12 protein-coding genes are annotated in these 16,793 nt (G+C 69.1%); 4 read left to right on the top strand and 8 right to left on the bottom strand.

The window, feature by feature from the left end:
- Nucleotides 1–29 precede the first annotated feature (29 nt).
- From ACN27G_RS14620 to ACN27G_RS14605, 4 genes are read right to left on the bottom strand one after another with little or no spacing between them, the layout of a single operon-like run.
- Nucleotides 30–989: a VWA domain-containing protein gene (locus ACN27G_RS14620; protein WP_421493369.1), complete on the bottom strand. Its 960-nt coding sequence runs from the start codon at nucleotides 987–989 to the stop codon at nucleotides 30–32.
- 16 nt (nucleotides 990–1,005) lie between these two features.
- The gene (locus ACN27G_RS14615; RefSeq protein WP_421493368.1) at nucleotides 1,006–1,983 is read right to left on the bottom strand and encodes a DUF58 domain-containing protein; all 978 of its coding nucleotides are present in this window, start codon (nucleotides 1,981–1,983) and stop codon (nucleotides 1,006–1,008) included.
- Complete coding sequence (locus tag ACN27G_RS14610; protein ID WP_421493367.1) at nucleotides 1,980–3,167, bottom strand: AAA family ATPase; 1,188 nt, start codon at nucleotides 3,165–3,167, stop codon at nucleotides 1,980–1,982. Before ACN27G_RS14610 ends, ACN27G_RS14615 begins: the two co-directional genes overlap by 4 nt.
- Before the next feature lie 10 nt (nucleotides 3,168–3,177).
- On the bottom strand, nucleotides 3,178–3,405 hold the full coding sequence (locus ACN27G_RS14605) for a hypothetical protein (RefSeq protein ID WP_421493366.1): 228 nt from the start codon (nucleotides 3,403–3,405) through the stop codon (nucleotides 3,178–3,180).
- A 315-nt stretch (nucleotides 3,406–3,720) separates the two neighbouring features.
- Between ACN27G_RS14605 and ACN27G_RS14600 the strand changes: the two genes are divergently transcribed.
- Nucleotides 3,721–5,007: an alpha/beta hydrolase family protein gene (locus ACN27G_RS14600; RefSeq protein WP_421493365.1), complete on the top strand. Its 1,287-nt coding sequence runs from the start codon at nucleotides 3,721–3,723 to the stop codon at nucleotides 5,005–5,007.
- 160 nt (nucleotides 5,008–5,167) lie between these two features.
- Here the strand turns inward: ACN27G_RS14600 and ACN27G_RS14595 are convergent, their stop codons facing one another.
- From ACN27G_RS14595 to ACN27G_RS14580, 4 genes are all read right to left on the bottom strand, one after another.
- Nucleotides 5,168–8,305, bottom strand: coding sequence for a type I restriction endonuclease subunit R (locus ACN27G_RS14595; protein WP_421493364.1), 3,138 nt, complete (start codon nucleotides 8,303–8,305; stop codon nucleotides 5,168–5,170).
- Entirely contained in the window at nucleotides 8,305–9,516 is a 1,212-nt protein-coding gene (locus tag ACN27G_RS14590; RefSeq protein ID WP_421493363.1) for a hypothetical protein, read from the bottom strand. The genes ACN27G_RS14595 and ACN27G_RS14590 overlap by 1 nt, the downstream gene beginning before the upstream one ends.
- The gene (locus tag ACN27G_RS14585) at nucleotides 9,513–11,258 is read right to left on the bottom strand and encodes an N-6 DNA methylase (protein WP_421493362.1); all 1,746 of its coding nucleotides are present in this window, start codon (nucleotides 11,256–11,258) and stop codon (nucleotides 9,513–9,515) included. The genes ACN27G_RS14590 and ACN27G_RS14585 overlap by 4 nt, the downstream gene beginning before the upstream one ends.
- Nucleotides 11,259–11,487: 229 nt before the next feature.
- Nucleotides 11,488–12,702: a helix-turn-helix domain-containing protein gene (locus ACN27G_RS14580; protein ID WP_421493361.1), complete on the bottom strand. Its 1,215-nt coding sequence runs from the start codon at nucleotides 12,700–12,702 to the stop codon at nucleotides 11,488–11,490.
- A gap of 175 nt (nucleotides 12,703–12,877) precedes the next feature.
- On the opposite strand from ACN27G_RS14580, the gene ACN27G_RS14575 reads away from it, so the two are divergent.
- From ACN27G_RS14575 to htpG, 3 genes are all read left to right on the top strand, one after another.
- Nucleotides 12,878–13,117 (top strand): hypothetical protein, encoded by a 240-nt coding sequence (locus tag ACN27G_RS14575; protein WP_421493360.1) that lies wholly within the window; start codon nucleotides 12,878–12,880, stop codon nucleotides 13,115–13,117.
- Between the two features lie 232 nt (nucleotides 13,118–13,349).
- Nucleotides 13,350–14,723: a helix-turn-helix domain-containing protein gene (locus ACN27G_RS14570; RefSeq protein ID WP_421493359.1), complete on the top strand. Its 1,374-nt coding sequence runs from the start codon at nucleotides 13,350–13,352 to the stop codon at nucleotides 14,721–14,723.
- Nucleotides 14,724–14,854: 131 nt separating this feature from the next.
- A complete protein-coding gene (gene htpG, locus ACN27G_RS14565) occupies nucleotides 14,855–16,768 on the top strand; it encodes a molecular chaperone HtpG (RefSeq protein WP_421493358.1) in 1,914 nt (637 codons plus the stop codon).
- Nucleotides 16,769–16,793 lie beyond the last annotated feature (25 nt).

Here is a 16,793-nt window from a genome sequence, read left to right as displayed (position 1 = left end):
ATCGCTCACCCGGTGGAACACCTGCCCGGTCACGGGATCCGGGCGAACCAGAACATCGACGCGGCGGCGGCGAGCAGTGCCAGCAGCAGACCGATCCCGATGAACCGCGCCGACACGTCCTGGCGCTCGGTCGTGTAGCCCACCGAACTGCCGATGTCGGCGTACGCGGCCCGCAGCTCGTCGCCGCTGCCCGCCTCGTGGTAGCCGCCGCCGGTCCGCTCGGCGACCATCCGCAGCGTCTCGCCGTCCACCGGCACGGTCAGCGGCCGGCTGCCCTGCTCGATGACCCCGTCCGAGGTGCCGAAGGCGATGGTGTCCACCGGGACGTCGGCACTCCGGGCCTCCGCCGCGACCTCCTCGGGGTCGCTGCCGGAGGTGTTGGCACCGTCGGAGAGCAGCACCACCCGGGCCGGCGGCGGATCCTCGGCGGCCCGGTCGTCCAGGGTCGCGACCGTCTCCAGCGCGGTGGCGATCGCGTCCCCGATCGCGGTGCCCTGCTCCCCGGTGCCCCCCTCGGCCAGCCGGTCGATCCCGGCGACCAGCGCCGACCGGTCGGTGACCGGTGCGACGAAGACCGAGGCGTTCCCGGCGAAGGCGACCAGCCCGACGTTGAAGTCCTCGGGCAGCCCGTCGACGAACTCCCGGGCCGCCGCCTTGGCCGAGCTGAGCCGGTCCGGCGGCACGTCGTCGGCGAGCATGGAGAGCGACACATCGACCGCCACGATCACGGTGGCACGTTCGCGCGGTACCCGTACCTCGTCGCTGGGGCGGGCGAAGCCGACCACCAGCAGCCCCAGCATGGCCAGGAAGAGGCCGGCCGGCACGTGCCGCCGCCAGCCCGGACGGCTCGGGGCCACCCGGTCCAGCAGTCGCAGGTTGGTGAAGCGGACGGCGTACCTACTGCGGCGGCGCTGCATCACCAGGTAGCCCACTGCCAGGGCCGCCACGCCGGCCAGCAGCCACAGCCGTCCCGGACTCTCCAGCGTCATCGCTCCTCCTTCACCGTCACGCCGCGCCGCCGGCCGGACCGGCGGGAGTACGGGCCGCTGCCGCGAGGCGGCGCTGGGCGTACACGTGCCGGACGATGTCGGTCACCCAGTCCCGGTCGGTACGCAGGCCCAGGTGTGCGGCACCGGCCCGGCGCAGCGCCGCCCGGACCAGTACGCGTTGCCGGCGTGCGGCGGCGGCGTACCGTTCGCGTAGCCGCCGGCTGCCGGTGGAGACCTCGCGGCGCCGTCCGCTCTCCGGGTCGACCAGGGTGATCAGCCCGACGTCCGGCAGTTCCAGTTCGCGCGGGTCGGTCACCTCGACCGCCAGCACCTGGTGCCGGACGGCGAGCCGGCGCACGGCCCGCTCCCAGTCCGGCGTGCCGCCCTCGTCCGCAGGCAACCCGTCCAGCCAGTCCGAGACGACCACCACCAGTCCCCGACGCGGTGCCGCGCGGCCCAGGCCGGCGAGCGCCTGCGCCAGTGCGGGTGGCCGGGAACCGGCCGGGCCGCGCGGCGTGGCCAGCAGGATGTGCAGCAGGCCGAGCAGATGCTCCCGGCCGGTACGCGCCGGAAAGCGCCGGATCCCGTCCGCGTCGAGCACGTGCCCGCCGAGCCGGTTGCCGAACCTCGCCGTCAGGTGTCCGATCGCCGCCGTCGCGGCCACCGCGAGTTCCCGCTTCTCCCACTCGGCGGTGCCGAAGTCCATGCTCGGAGTCGCGTCGACGAGCATCCAGGTGGTCAGTTCCCGGTCGGCGTCCACCTGCCGGACGTGCGGCACACCGGTACGCGCGGTCACCGCCCAGTCCATCCGGCGCACCTCGTCCTCGCCGGGCCGGTACTCGCGACTGCCGTGGAGTTCGCTGCCGGCGCCCGGCAGCAGGCCGAGGTGCTGGCCGTGCAGCAGCCCGTCGAGCCGCCGGGTCACCGCCAGTTCCAGCCGGCGCAGCCGCCGGTGCGGCGCGAGCTGGTGCACGGTGGCATGTCCCTCGTTCATCGGGTGCCTCCTCCGTCGGTCCCGCCCGTCCGCCGCTGCGCCTGTGCTGCCTGCTCCGCCTGCCCCAGCAGCTCTGCCTGCTCCGCCTGCCCCAGCAGCTCTGCGCGCTCCGCCTGCTCTGCCTGGTGCGGGGCGATCTGCGGTGGTGGCACCGCTGCCACCAGCCGGCGCACCACTGCCTCCGCCGTGATCCCGTCGGCCACCGCGTCGAACGACAGCACCAGCCGGTGCGCCAGGACGTCGACGGCCAGTTCGGTGACGTCGGACGGCAGCACGTACTCCCGGCCACGCAGCAGGGCCAGTGCGCGGGCGGCGGCGACGAGCCCGAGGGTGGCCCGGGGACTCGCCCCGTACGCCAGCCGTGCCGACAGGTCGTCCGCGCCGAACCGGTCCGGATGCCGGGTGGCCACCACCAGCCGCACCACGTACTCCGCGACAGCGTGGTGCACGAACACCGCGCGGGCAGCCGCCTGGAGGGCACGCAGCCGGGTCGGGTCCAACACCCGGCGGGGCTCGGGCCGGGCGCTGCTCATCCGGTAGAGGATGGCCAGCTCCTCGGCGTCGCTCGGGTAGTCGACCAGGATCTTGAGCAGGAAGCGGTCGCGTTGTGCCTCGGGGAGCTGGTAGACCCCCTCCGACTCGATCGGGTTCTGGGTGGCCAGCACCAGGAACGGCTCCGGCACCGGGTAACTGCGCCCGCCGATCGAGACCTGCCGCTCGGCCATCGCCTCCAGCAGCGCGGACTGCACCTTCGCCGGTGCCCGGTTGATCTCGTCGGCGAGGACCAGGTTCGCCATCACCGGGCCCAGTTCCACGTCGAAGTTCTCGGTCGAGGCCCGGTAGATCCGGGTGCCGACGATGTCCGACGGCACCAGGTCCGGGGTGAACTGGATCCGGGAGAAACGCCCGCCGACCGCCACCGCCAGGGTCTGTGCGGCGAGGGTCTTCGCCACTCCCGGTACGCCCTCCAGCAGGCAGTGCCCGTCGGCGAGCAGCGCGGTGAAGAGCCGTTCCACAAGCCGGTCCTGCCCGACGATCACCCGCTTGACCTCGAAGAGGGCCTGTTCCAGTTCCCGCGCGGCCCCCGGTGCGTCCGGCCCGTGGTGTACGTGCGGTGCGTGCGGCCCGTCCGGTCCGTGCGTCGCGATGTCCGGCCTCTCCGGTCCGGCTGCCGTGATGCTCATCGGCGGTCCCTCACAGGCCGGCTTCGGCCGGCGTTCCCGCCCCGCCGTCCTTCTCGGGGCAGTCCTTCGCCGACCGGTCGACGGTGCTGCCGAAGACGTTGCCGTTGTTCTCGGTGACGATCCGTACGGTCTTCTCCGGGCCGGCCGGGTCGTCGGCGTACGCCGCCGTGGCGAGGCCGACGGCCGTGACGGCCGCAGCACCGGCAAGGGTGAGCCCGGCGATCCGCTTGATCCGCATGGTCCGAGTTCCTTCCGTCGAGGCTGTTTCTCGGGACGGGCGCCCGGCCGGGGAGAGTGGCCGGACGCCCGCAGGAGGCCATGACATCAGGACGGGCCGAAAGAGAGCCGAAGGTCGAGAGCCGAGGACGCGGGCCGGCTTGCCTTCGGCCCGGTGGCGTGGCGGCGCTTCGTCCGCGACCTCCCGGCCCGCCGACCCTGACGCCTCCGGACGGACGGCCCTGACGGGTGGCGCGCGTACCCTGAGATTTCTCCGGGTGCCGCCGGCCACCTTCGACAGATGTGCCGAGGGACGGTCGCCGGCCAGGCTGCGGGTATGCGTACACCTACTCGGCGCGTGCTGCTCGCCGGACTCGCCGGGCTGCTGACGGTGTCGGTCCCGGCCGCCGCGTCAGCCGTGCCCGCCACGTCAGCCGCGTCAGCCCGGACCGCGCCGCCGGCAGTGCCGCTGCGGCTGAGCCTGCCCGCACCGACCGGCCCGTTCCCGGTCGGCAGCACCGAACTGCACCTGGTCGACCAGAGCCGCACCGACCCGTGGCTTCCCGACGGCCGGCCCCGAGAGCTGATGGTGAGCCTCTGGTACCCGGCGTCGACCGCTCACGGCGGGCGCCCCGCGCCGTACCTGCCGCCAGTCGCTGGTCAGCACTTCGCCGAGCGCACCGATCCGCAGCTCGGACTCGACGCCGGTCAGGTCGACTGGGCCGGAACCGTCACCCACGCCCGCACCGGAGTGCCGGTACGCCCCCGGCGCGGCGGCCACCCCGTCGTGCTCTTCTCGCCCGGCGGCGGGGTACCCCGGGCCCTCGGCACGATGCTGGTCACCGAACTGGCCAGCCAGGGCTATGTGGTGGTGACAATCGACCACACCTACGAGACGCCGGAGGTCGAGTTTCCCGGCGGGCGGGTCGAGCTGCAACGGCTGCCCGACATCGACCCCACCGAGCTGAACCACCGGCTGCTCGACACCCGGGTCCGGGACACCCGGTTCGTCCTCGACCGGCTCGCCGTGCTCGCCCGGGGCGGCAACCCGGATGCCGGGCAGCGGCGACTGCCGGCCGGGCTCGGCGCCGGGCTCGACCTGTCCCGGACCGGCATGTTCGGCCACTCGGCCGGCGGCTTCACGGCGGCCGAGACGATGCTGTCGGACCGCCGGCTGGACGCCGGGGTGGACATGGACGGCAGCCTGGCGTACAGCTTCTTGGCCGGGGACTTCGGCGATGTCGTGCACCAGGGACTCGACCGGCCGTTCCTGTTGATCGGGGCGGGTGAGAGCGGCGGAGTGCCGCACACCCACCGGCACGCTCAGGACTGGGCGGGGTTCTGGGCGAACTCGACCGGCTGGAAGCGGGACCTCTACGTGGCCGAGGGCGAGCACTTCACCTTCGCCGACCACCAGGCTCTGCTGCCGCAGCTCGCCGAGGCATACCCGCTGCCACCCGGCCTGGTCGCCGGCTCGATTGGCACGGTGGACCCGGACCGGGTCGTCAGGTCGCTGCGGGCCTATCTGACCGCCTTCTTCGACGAGCACCTGCGCGGTCGGCCGCAGCCGCTGCTGCGGGACCCGTCGCCCCGGCACCCTGACGTGACCTTCGTGCGACCCTGACCTGCCGTGCGGGTGTCCGTCCCGTCGGGTGGGCACCCGCGCTCTCGGCCGGGCCGGTCGGCAGGCCCGCCTGGTAGCCGGCGGCGAACGCCTCCAGCGCGGCGTCGGTGCCGGACCGGTCGCCGGTGGCGAGCAGGTCGAGCAGCACTCCGCGCCCTGCTCAAACGGCGGTCCGCTGGTCGATCGCCGCCTCGTAGAAGGCGTCCGCGAGCGCCACGATGACACCGTTGATGCCAGGGCCGTCGCTGAAGAAGTAGTCGGCCATGGTGTTGTGGGCCTCCTGGTTCTCGACCACTGCCTCGGTGACCGCCGCCTGGAAGTCCTGCGACTCCATGAACTGCTTCTTCGAGTTCACCTTGGTCTGGTTGACCAGGTCCGGGTGGGCGAGCAGCCGCTGCAACAGTCCCTGCACGAACTCACGGACCTGGGACTCGGCGAACGACTCGGCGCCGAACAGGTCGTTCATCTTGTCGATGACGACCTGTAGTGCGACGTACTTCGGCTCCTTTCGCGCGCCGGTGCCGGCGGCGCCGATGCCCTTGAGCTGGCCGTCACCGGTCAGCGAGATGTCGACTGCGGTCGCCTTGGTGTGCTTGACCCCGACGAGGACCACGTCGGACAGGTCGACCTCCGCGGCCCAGGAGGATTCGGCGATGACCTTCTCCAGGAGCCGCAGGAAGATCGACAACATCTCCATGTACGGGTCGCCGTAGTCGACGATCTGGCTCATGAAGTCGTAGAGCCGGACGTAGGTGGAGACGTCCTTGCGGAACAGGTCGAGGGTGTTGAGGGTGACCTTGTCGTCGGCCTCGATCGCCGCCGCGTAGCGGCGGGCGAAGTCGTTCTTGGCCGGGCTGATCGCGGCCGAGAGCGCGTTGTTGCCTTTGCGGGCGTACCACAGTTCGGCGACCTCGCGCACCTGCTCAGGCGGGTAGATCCCGGCCTGGGCGAGCTTGTTGGCGAGGTGGACGACGATGTACGGGTCGGTCTCGGTCTCCAGCGTGGCGTTTGTGAAGTACGGCTCGAACGCGGTCCGGATGTCCTCCGGCTTGTTCACGAAGTCGATGACGAACGTCTTGTGCTTCTGCTCCCCACCCGCAGTGCGGTGGGTGCGGTTGAGCCGGGACAGCGTCTGCACGGCGGTGACCCCGGACAGCTTTCTGTCGACGTACATCGCCGAGAGCAACGGCTGGTCGAACCCGGTCTGGAACTTGTTGGCGACCAACATGATCTTGTATGTCCCGCCCTTGAACGCGGCGGCCAGGTCCGCGCCAGCGCCGGGGTTGAGGTTGGCCTCGGTGAACTCGTCGTCCCTGCTCGGCTGCGGCCCCCAGTCCGAAGCCCACTTCTCGTCCTCGGCCATGGTCACCGAGCCGGAGAAGGCGACCAGGGTGCGGTAGCTGTACGAGGGGTCCTTGGCGGCCCGCTTGGCGATGTAGGCGTCGATCGCCTTCTTGTACTTCACCGCGGCCTTGCGCGAGTCGGTCACGACCATCGCCTTCGCCTTGCCCTCCAGCAGGTGGGCGACGTTGGCGTGGAAGTGCTCGACGATGATCTGCACTTTCTGGCTGATGTTGGTCGGGTGCAGCTTCACCCACCGCATCAGCCCCTTGCGTGCTGCGGCCTCCTCCACCACCTTGTCGCCGTCGCCGCTCTCGGCTCGGCCGGCGATCTTCAGCGCGGTGTCGTAGGACTGGTAGCCCCTGAGCACGTCGAGGATGTAGCCCTCTTCGATCGCCTGCCGCATCGAGTAGAGGTGGAACTCGACCAGCGTCCCGTCAGGACCCCTGCGGCCGAACAGCTCCAGGGTCTTGTTCTTCGGCGTCGCCGTGAAGGCGAAGTAGGAGATGTGCCTGGACTCGGCCCGCTCGGTCATCTCCGCAGCCAGGATCGCCTCGACGTCGACCTCGCCGCCGTCCTCGATCTCCTTGATTTCCTCTGCGGTCAGCACGGCCCTCAGCTTGGCGGAGATCTGGCCGGACTGCGAGGAGTGCGCCTCGTCGGCGATCACCGCGAACCGCTTACCTTTCAGGCTCCTGTTGGCCCGGATCTCGTCGAGGGCGTGCGGGAAGGTCTGCACCGTCACCGCGATGATCAGCTCGCCGTTCTTCAACGCGGTCGCCAGCAGCCCGGACTTCGACTTCGCTCCTGCCTTGCGGACATCCTCCGGGCTGATCGTGGCCACGATCCTCCCCGACCCGTCGATCTGCCGGATCGCCTCCTGGAGCTGCCCGTCGAGCACGTTGCGGTCCACCACCACGATCACCGAGTCGAAGACCTTCTCATCGTTGACGTGCAGCCGTGCCAGCCGGTGCGCGGTCCAGGCGATGGTGTTCGTCTTCCCCGACCCTGCCGAGTGCTCGATCAGGTAGCGATGCCCCACCCCCTCCTCGCGCACCGCTGCCACGATCTTCGTCACGGCCTCCCACTGGTGGAACCGAGGGAAGAGCATGCTCGTACGGCGCACCGACGTCCCGGTCGCGACGTCCCACTCCTCCCTGGTCTCCACGATCATCAGCCGGCCGATGATGTTGAGCCAGGGATCCTTCTCCCAGACCCGCTCCCACAGGTATGCCGTCGCCGACCGCCCGCCCTCAGCCGGCGGATTCCCCGCGCCACTCTCGTACCCCATGTCGAAGGGCAGGAACTGCGTCTTGTCGCCCTCCAACCTGGTGGTCATCGCGGCCCGATCGTTGGAGACCGCGAAATGCACAAGCGCCCGATGCCCGAACGACAACAGCGGCTCCGGCCGCCCGTTGGTCAGCGGCAGCCGATGCTTGCGATATTGGTTGATCGCCTCGTCGAGAGACTGGGTGAAGTCGGTCTTCAACTCGACGGTGGCCACCGGGAGCCCGTTGACGAAGAAGACCAGGTCGATGCTGCGCCGGTCGGCGGTGGAGAAGCGCACCTGCCGCATCACCCGCACCCGCATCGCCGCGTACTGCTCGTTGGTGGTCGCGTTCAGGCTGGTCTCGGGGCGAAACTGCGCCATCTTCAACCGGCCACCGCTGATGTACTGCACCCCGTTGCGCAGGATGTTCAGCGTCCCGCCACCGTGTTCGAGAGGCTTGTCGAGCGCCGTGGTCAGCACGTCGAGGAACTTCGCCGCCGACCCCGCCGCCTTCAAAGCCTTCGCGTACGCCGCCTGCTGGGTTTCCTCCAGCCACGCGAACAGGTCCTCGGGGAAGAGCGCCCGCTCCCGGTCGTAGCCGGTGTCGCTCGCCGAGTAGAGCCACCCGTGGGCTTCCAGGTACGCGCAGATCTCGGACTCGAAGACGACCTCGTGGTGGTCGGCCATCACACCATCTCTCGTACGTCGATCTGCCCCGTCACCGCCGCCGTAATCAACGCCGCCCGGCGCTCACGAGCGAGTTCAATGAACCGCTCGGTCTCGGCAATGAGCGCGTCGATCTTCGCTGTCTGCTCGTCGAGTCTGGAGAGAATCTGGCGTTGGTCATCAAGAGCGGGGAGGGTCATCGGAAGGTTGACGATGTCGGCCTGGCTGACGTTCAGCATCGAAGGGCTCGCGCCTGTCGCCTCCAGCTCGATCATATCCCGCCACCTGCGACTCCCGAGAACCACAGCAACGAATCTCGGGAGCGCTTGAGTCTCGTCAAGAGTGAACGCGTACAGTTTGTCGCAGAGCATGAGCCGTGGCCAGTCACCATCGACCACCGCTGCGCTTCCGACCAGATCGCGAGTGTTCGCCCGCGAGACGATGAGATCGCCTGGGGACACGACGATTTCAGGACGGGGAGTCTCGGTCTCAGGAAGCTCCTTGTTCTCCATCGGGCGGAACAAGCCGCCGTTCGCCGCCCCGGCCTTGAGAACCGCCCAAGTCTCGATACCGTCTGCTGGCCACGCGTAGCACTGCGGGCTCCATCCTTGCCTGACCGATCGAATAATATGCTTTAGCCGTTGACCTTTGGTTTGAACGGCCTCTGCTGCCTCCTCGATCGCTGCTGCTCGCCGTTCGCGGAGCATCTCGATCAGGCGCTGTTGTTCCTCGATGAGCGTGTCGATGCGGGCCGTCTCGCGGTCGAGGTAGTCGGCGATGGCACGCTGCTCGGCGATCTCTGGAAGGAGTACGTCGATCGTCCGAAGGACGGTAAAGGGGACCTCGGTCGTGCGGATGCCGCCGTGCTCACCTCCGGCTGAGATCCCACGCTCACGTGCGATGAGCTCGCTGGTGAACCACGAAGACTTCATAAGATGGACGATGTAGCGCGCGTCCATGCCCTCCCGAGGACGCATCACTTCGTAGTGATAGGTGACCAGTCCATCCTCTGGGGCGACGCCCATCGCCCCAGAACGGACCTTCATCTTGTTGAAGACGACGTCCCCTTTGCGGCACACCTTGTAGGCGTCGAGTGACTCTGCACGTTGAGGTGTGTTTGTCAGCTCGCTGCGTGGCACCACGCCCTTGGTCTGTGACACAGACATGAGCGGGAGGCCAACGCCCGGGATCCGCTCATCAATCTTCTGCAGTGCTGCACCGAATCGGGTCATCCCTCGACCTCCCGCAGGAGGTCCAAGATCTTGGCAACCTGCTTCTCAAGGTCTGCGTCGATCTCCGCAAGCGGGCGGGGCGGGACGTACTTGTAGAAGTGGCGGGTGAAGGGGATCTCGTAGCCGGTTTTGACCTTTGTCCAGTCGATCCAGGCGTCGGGGACGTGGGGCTTCACCTCGGCCTCGAAGTAGGCCCGGATGACCTCGATCTTGCCGGCCGCACCGGCGGTCGAGCCGCCGTAGGTGAACGGCATGTTCTCGGTGTCACGCTTCTTGGTGTCCGGCTTGGGCTTTCCCTTGCGGTCGACGACAGGCTTTCCGTCCTCGTCGAGAAGGGGGCGCTCGACGGTGACGGTCCAGTAGCCGAACTCGTCGGTGCGCAGCACCTTGGAGTAGTCCGGATCGGCGTCGGTGAAGTCGGCGTACAACTTCACCACCTTGGCCCGGTCGGCATCGCTGATCTCGCGGCCCTTGGCGCCGAGGTTCTTCCGCATCTTGGTCCAGAACGACGTGCCGTCGATGAGCTGGACCAAGCCCTTGCGGTCCGGGCGCTTGGTGTTGTCGAGAATCCAGATGTAGGTGGCGATGCCGGTGTTGAAGAACATGTTCGTCGGCAGCGCGACGACGGCATCGACCAGGTCGTTCTCCAGCAGCCACTTGCGGATGTTGGAGGGGCCGGACTCGGCGGCGCCGTTGAAGAGCGGCGAGCCGTTCATCACGATGCCGGCTCGGCCGCCGCCGTCCTCCGGCTTTCGCATCTTGTGGGCCAGGTGGAGCAGGAAGAGCATCTGCCCGTCCGAGGTCGCCGGGAGGCCAGGGGCGAACCGGCCGTAGGGGCCGGCTTCGTCGCGCTCCTTCGTGACCGCCTTGGCGTACTGCTTCCAGTCGACGCCGTACGGCGGGTTGGACATGCAGAAGTCGAACTGGCGGCCCTTGAACGCGTCGTCGGTAAGGGTGTTGCCGAAGGCGATGTTGGTCGCGTCGTGCCCCTTGGCCAGCAGGTCGGACTTGCAGATCGCGTACGACTGCGGGTTGTACTCCTGGCCGTACAGGCTCAGCCCCGCGTCGGGGTTGTGTGCGAGCAGGTGCTCCTCGGCCAGGGCGAGCATGCCGCCGGTGCCCGCCGTGGGGTCGTACAGCGAGCGGACGATGTCGGCCTCGGCCAGCTCGGCGTCCTTCTCGGCGAAGAGCAGGTCGACCAGCAGCCGGATCGCGTCCCGTGGGGTGTAGTGATCACCGGAGGTCTCGTTCGCGGCCTCGTTGAACTTGCGGATGATGTACTCGAACGCATCGCCCATGTCGGCGTTGGAGACGACGTCTGGATGCAGGTCGACAGCCTGGAAGGACTTGATGACCTCGCGCAGCAGCTCCGCCTTCTCCAGGGCGATGATTTCCTTCTTGAAGTCGAAGTATTGGAACACGTCGACATCGGGCGAGAACCGGTCGATATAATCGGCCAGGTTGTCGGCCAGCCCATCGGCGTCAGCCAGCAGGTTGGCGAAGGAGTAGTTCGAGGTGTTGTAGAACGGCCTGCCGGTCGCCTTCTTGATCTCGATCTTGAGCCGGACAGGGTTGTCGTACTTCGCCGCCAGCGCGCGCACAGTCTCCCGGTCGGGCTCAAGGATGCAGTCGAGGCGTCGCAGGATTGTGAGCGGGAGGATCACGTTGCCGTACTGGTTGGGGCGGTAGGGGCCCCGAAGCTGGTCGGCGATCGACCAAATGAAACTACCGAGGGTGCTCACAAGGCTCCTTGATCAGTCAACGACAGTGCTGGACACCCAGCGCAAAGCCGCGCGTGCCGTCCGAGCAGGTGGCGTCGCACATTTTGTCGCAGTCGGTGCGTCGTGGGACATCATCGCGCATCACGAGACCGGCATGCCATAAGCCCGGTGGCGGATATCCTCGACGGCCACCTGGTTGATTGGAAGTGCCCGGATCGGTCCAGCGACGGCAGGCAAGCACGCTGGGCGACTACGGGGTGGTGATGATTCGTGCTCGCAGGTCGGTGACGGCTGGGCGGTGCATCTCTCGTTCGGGTACGGCGGCCAGCACCTGGTGGGCCACGCTGCGCAGGGTGTCGGTGTGCTGTTCGGCGGGGAGGCGGTCCAGTACGTCTGCGGCGTGCCGGAGCCCGTCGGGAATGTAGCCGTCGCGGATCAGGCCACAGGCCCGATGCAACTCCACCTGGGTACGCAGCCGCGCCTGGCTGCTCGGATAAAGCGCCACGGCTCGGTCCTGTGCCGCCGAGGCGGCCGAAGTATCCCCGATGTGGGTGTAGACGAACGACTCGGTGTGGCGAAGCCGCTGCTCGGGCCATATCCAGAGTGAGTCGTCCTCGCCGGCAGGGACGGCGGGGAGCTGTGCGGTGATGTCGACAACCCGGCGCATCTCGGCCCGCGCCTCCTCAGCCCTGCCCTGCATGGCCAGGAGTTGCGCCCGTCCGCCGTGCAGATTGGCGACGGCGGGGGAGACCCGGCCGGCAGCGAGACTGACCGCTTCCTCAGACAATCGCAATACCGCCTGGGGATCCTGGCCGTCATAGCAGCCGTTGACGATCTCCTGTGCCCGCACCTTCACCGCCGTGTCGCTGTCGTGGGAGTCGGCGGCGGCCTGGCGGGCGGTCCGTTGCCAGCGTTGGGACAAGGCGGCTTGTCCGCCAGCGAAGAGCAGCGCCGCAGCGACGACGGAGAGGTGTGCCGCCACGTCCGACAGCCGTGCCCGCCGCGCCCCGGTGGTGTTGGCGATCAGCGTCTGGAGCACGGTCAGATCCGACGTCAACTGCTCCATGAGCAGGGCGTGCGGCTGCCGGTAGAAGGCGTAGCCGTAGTCGGCCACCACCTGCTGCCACTCGTCTGCGTCGGCCCCGATCGCGGCGCCCATGCCGTGTCGGAGGGCTTCCAGTTGGGTCAGGACGGGCGCGGAAGCGGCGAGCCCGCTGAGCGCACGTAGAACAGTTCGCCTTTGCATATCGACCTCACCAGCGTGGCGTTCGTATGCCTCTACCAGCATGCCACCGCTGTCCAGTGCCCGGTCGCAGGCCGCAGCGAGCACCGGTGTCGGAGGCTTGGCCCCGCGCTCGATCTGCGACAGGTAACTGTGGTCGTAGTTGACCTTCCGGGAGAGGTCCCGCAGGGACATCCCGGCGGCGGTCCGCAGGCGCCGGAGCAGCACTCCGAAGGTCTCCATGAATCCCCCTGGCAGATGTCGGCAAAGGCGTGGGCCGACTACTCAGCGCTATTTATGCCCGAGGGTAGCGGCGACGCTACTCCTGTGCAGTCCCGTAATGGCCGGCACACCAAGGTCGGGTGGGGGCTCATTTCCCCCGTGTGGGCCCCCACCCCAGCAGGCTTGGGAGGCACCTGTGGGCCGGTGGAGTGGAAGCGGCAACCGGAGCGGGCCGGAGCGGTGGCTGGGTCCGGCGACGATGTTCGCCGCCGGCCGAGGCGCGTACGCCAAGGAGACGCCGCCCGACCGGACGACCGAGCCCACCGACGAGCAATCCAGCATCGACCGGTCGAACCCGTCCGCCCCGGCCAACCGCTCCGTCCGGTTCCGGATGGAGTGCGGGGCGGATCGGGGCTACCCGCCCGGGTGGCGATGACTCGGCACAGGCCGCAGCCGGCGTGGGGGCCACCGCATCCGCCGTGCCGGCCCGGGTGGCACTGCGAGCGGTGTGACCAGTCGTGGCCGTGCCACGTCGCCCGGGTCCAGTTGGCCGAGCGGCTCGGCTCGGACCGGACAGGGCTGGCCCGGCACATGATGAGTCTGCTGTCCCACGCTGCCCGGGAACTGCCGGCCGCGACCCCGGCCGACCTGTTCGAAAGGTTCGTGCGATGGACCGGCTGACCGGCCCGGGACTCTCCGACGACCTGCCGGTGGGGCGCCGGGTGGCGTACTGGCGTGGCCAGCGCCGGATGTCGCAGCAGGTCCTCGCCGACCGGCTCGGCAAGTCGAAGTCGTGGGTCGACAAGGTCGAGCGGGGCGTACGCACACTCGACAAGCTCTCCGTGCTGCGCGAGATCGCCGACGTGCTGCGGATCTCCGCCGCCCAGCTCATCGGCGCTGCCGACGCCGGCCGCGACCGGCCAGGCCCCACACCGGAGGTGGCGGCGCTGCGCGCGGCGTTGACCCGGTACGAGGTGCGGCTCGGCCGGCGGCCGGTGCGCGTGCCGAGCGCGGCCGAACTGGAGCAGGCGGTGGCGCACGCCTGGCTCTCCCTCGGCCGAGCGGACTACACGCCGCTGCTGCGTAGCCTGCCGGAGCTGATCTGCGCCGCTCAGTGGCGCCGAGCCGGCGCACGGACCGACGCACGGACCGACGCACCGGCCGACACACAGACCGACGCACAGACCGACGCACCGGCCGACGCGCGGGCCGACGGCCCGGATCGGCGGTCGGACGTACTGCTCGGGCAGGTCTATCAGATCGCCGCCGAGGTGCTGCGCCGGCTCGACGTGCCCGATCTTGCGTGGCTGGCCGCCGACCGGGCCATGGGGGTGGGCGCGGACTCCGACGAACCCTGGTGGGCTGCGCGCGCCGCGATCCCCCTGGCCGACGTGGTACGCGAGATCGGCCGGCCCCGGCACGCGTACGAGCTCTGCATCGTGACCGCGCACCGCCTCGCCGGCACCGCCGGTCTGTCCCTGAAGCCCGCCGCCAGCCCGAATCCGCCGGCCGGCACCGTCGGGCCGAACCCGCCGCCCGCCCCCGCCGAACACCTCTCGGTCTACGGGACGCTGCTGTTGCACGCGGCGCTGAGCGCGGCGGCCCTCGGTGACCGGGCCAGCACGATCGAACTGCTCGACCAGGCCAGGGCGGTGGCGCGCACCGTGGGGCCGGGACACGACCACTACCGCACCTGCTTCGGGCCGGCCCTGGTCGAGATCGTCGGGGTGGCGGTCGCCGTCGAGTTGGGGGACGGCGAGCAGACCCGCGCCGGAGCGGCGGAACGGGCCGCCGACCGGGATCACCAGCGGCTGCCGATCGCCGTACGCGCGGCGTACCTGCTCGATCTGGCCCGCGCCCACCTGCAAGCGGGTGATCCGGTCGCGGCCGGGCGGGCGGTGGTGGCGGCGGAGCGCACCGCGGCGGCGGAGGTACGGGCGCGGCCTGCCGCCCGGGGGCTGCTCGGCGCGGTGCTGCGCGCGGCGGATCGTCCCGAACCGTCGGTGGCTCGCCTCGCCGAAGCCCTCGGCGTCACCGTCTGACCGGGCCTTCGCAGCCACCGTGTCAGAGTCATTTACGATGGCGCCGGCTATCCGGAGCGTAACGCGGTAATGATCACCGATCACCGGCGTCGCTCCCTGACCACCGCAGTGGGCATTTCGTGGAGGATCACATGAGCACCGGGACCGAAACCTTCGAGTTCCAGGCCGAGGCGCGTCAGCTACTTCAGCTGATGGTCCATTCGATCTATTCGAACAAGGACATCTTCCTGCGGGAACTCATCTCCAACGCCTCGGACGCGCTGGACAAACTGCGGCTGGCGGCGTTCGCCGACAAGGAGCTGGCGGTCGACACCTCCGACCTGCACATCACGATCGAGGTCGACCGCGAGGCGCGCACGCTCACCGTCCAAGACAACGGCATCGGGATGTCCCGGGACGAGGTGGTCATCCTGATCGGCACCATCGCCAAGTCCGGCACGGCGGAACTCCTGGAAAAGATCAAGGAATCGAAGGACGCGGTCGGCTCGCAGGAACTCATCGGGCAGTTCGGGGTCGGTTTCTACTCCAGCTTCATGGTCGCCGACAAGGTCACCCTGCTCACCCGGCGGGCCGGCGAGGCCACGGCGACCCGCTGGGAGTCCGACGGCGGTGCCACCTACGTGGTCGAGACGGTCGACGACGCGCCACAGGGCACCTCGGTCACCCTCCACCTGCGGCCGGAGGACTCCGAGGACCAGCTCTTCGACTACACCGCCGAGTGGAAGATCCGGGAGATCGTCAAGCGCTACTCGGACTTCATCGCCTGGCCGATCCGGATGGCTGTCGAACGCAGTGCCGGCGAGGGGGAGACGACCACCGAGGTCGAGACGCTCAACTCGATGAAGGCGCTCTGGGCGCGGTCGAAGGACGACGTCAAGGAGGACGAGTACAAGGAGTTCTACCGCCACCTCAGCCACGACTGGACCGACCCGCTGGAGACCATCCACATGCGGGCCGAGGGGACCTTCGAGTACGAGAGCCTGCTCTTCATCCCGTCCCGCGCACCGTACGACCTCTTCATGCGCGGGGCAAAGCGGGGCGTGCAGCTCTATGTCAAGCGGGTCTTCATCATGGACGACTGCCAGGAACTCATGCCGGAGTACCTGCGCTTCGTCAAGGGCGTGGTGGACGCCCAGGACCTGTCGCTGAACATCTCCCGGGAGATCCTCCAGAAGGACCGGCACATCCAGTTGATGCGCCGCCGCCTGGTGAAGAAGGTGCTCTCCACGGTCAAGGAGATGATGACCAACGACCCCGAGCGCTACCGGACCTTCTGGTCGGAGTTCGGCAAGGCGGTCAAGGAGGGGCTGCTCGACGACTTCGACAACCAGAAGACGATCCTCGAGATCTCCTCCTTCGCCTCGACCCACGACCCGGAGCAGCCGACCACGCTGGCCGGTTACGTCGAGCGGATGAGGGAGGGCCAGACCGACATCTACTACTCCACCGGCGAGTCCCGGACGACGATCGAGAACTCGCCGCACATGGAGGCGTTCCGGGCAAAGGGCTACGAGGTACTACTGCTGACCGACCCGATCGACGAGATGTGGGTCTCCTCGGTGCCGGACTTCGACGGCAGGAAGTTCCAGTCGATCGCGAAGGGGCAGGTCGACCTCGACAGCGACGAGGAGAAGGAGAACGCCGGTGCCGAGCGCGAGCAGCAGGAGAAGGACTTCGCCGACCTGCTCGGCTGGCTCACCACCCAGCTCGCCGAGAACGTCAAGGAGGTGCGGCTCTCGTCGCGGCTGACCACCTCGCCGGCCTGCATCGTCGGCGACGCCCAGGACATGACCCCGACGCTGGAGAAGATGTACCGGGCGATGGGGCAGGAGATGCCGGCGGTCAAGCGGATCCTGGAGCTCAACCCGACGCACCCGCTGGTGACCGGGCTGCGGGAGGCGCACGAGCGTCACGCGGAGGACCAGACCGTCGCCGAGACCGCCGAGTTGCTGTACGGGATGGCGCTGCTCGCCGAGGGCGGCGAACTCGGCGACCCGGCCCGGTTCACCCGGCTGCTCGCCGACCGGCTGGCCCGTACCCTCTGAGCACCCGCATGGCCGCCCGGGTCGC

Source organism: Plantactinospora sp. WMMB334, assembly GCF_049179095.1.
Lineage (GTDB): Bacteria > Actinomycetota > Actinomycetes > Mycobacteriales > Micromonosporaceae > Plantactinospora.
Note: the sequence above shows the minus strand (reverse complement) of the source record. Positions and strands in the feature narration are given on the sequence as shown.

What these genes read in the sequence shown, in the direction of transcription:
- ACN27G_RS14580 (WP_421493361.1), bottom strand. Translation starts at nt 12,702, where the DNA reads ATGGAGACCTTCGGAGTGCTGCTCCGGCGCCTGCGGACCGCCGCCGGG.
- ACN27G_RS14620 (WP_421493369.1), bottom strand. Translation starts at nt 989, where the DNA reads ATGACGCTGGAGAGTCCGGGACGGCTGTGGCTGCTGGCCGGCGTGGCG.
- ACN27G_RS14600 (WP_421493365.1), top strand. Translation starts at nt 3,721, where the DNA reads ATGCGTACACCTACTCGGCGCGTGCTGCTCGCCGGACTCGCCGGGCTG.
- ACN27G_RS14595 (WP_421493364.1), bottom strand. Translation starts at nt 8,305, where the DNA reads ATGGCCGACCACCACGAGGTCGTCTTCGAGTCCGAGATCTGCGCGTAC.
- ACN27G_RS14570 (WP_421493359.1), top strand. Translation starts at nt 13,350, where the DNA reads ATGGACCGGCTGACCGGCCCGGGACTCTCCGACGACCTGCCGGTGGGG.
- ACN27G_RS14605 (WP_421493366.1), bottom strand. Translation starts at nt 3,405, where the DNA reads ATGCGGATCAAGCGGATCGCCGGGCTCACCCTTGCCGGTGCTGCGGCC.
- ACN27G_RS14610 (WP_421493367.1), bottom strand. Translation starts at nt 3,167, where the DNA reads ATGAGCATCACGGCAGCCGGACCGGAGAGGCCGGACATCGCGACGCAC.
- ACN27G_RS14590 (WP_421493363.1), bottom strand. Translation starts at nt 9,516, where the DNA reads ATGACCCGATTCGGTGCAGCACTGCAGAAGATTGATGAGCGGATCCCG.
- ACN27G_RS14615 (WP_421493368.1), bottom strand. Translation starts at nt 1,983, where the DNA reads ATGAACGAGGGACATGCCACCGTGCACCAGCTCGCGCCGCACCGGCGG.
- htpG (WP_421493358.1), top strand. Translation starts at nt 14,855, where the DNA reads ATGAGCACCGGGACCGAAACCTTCGAGTTCCAGGCCGAGGCGCGTCAG.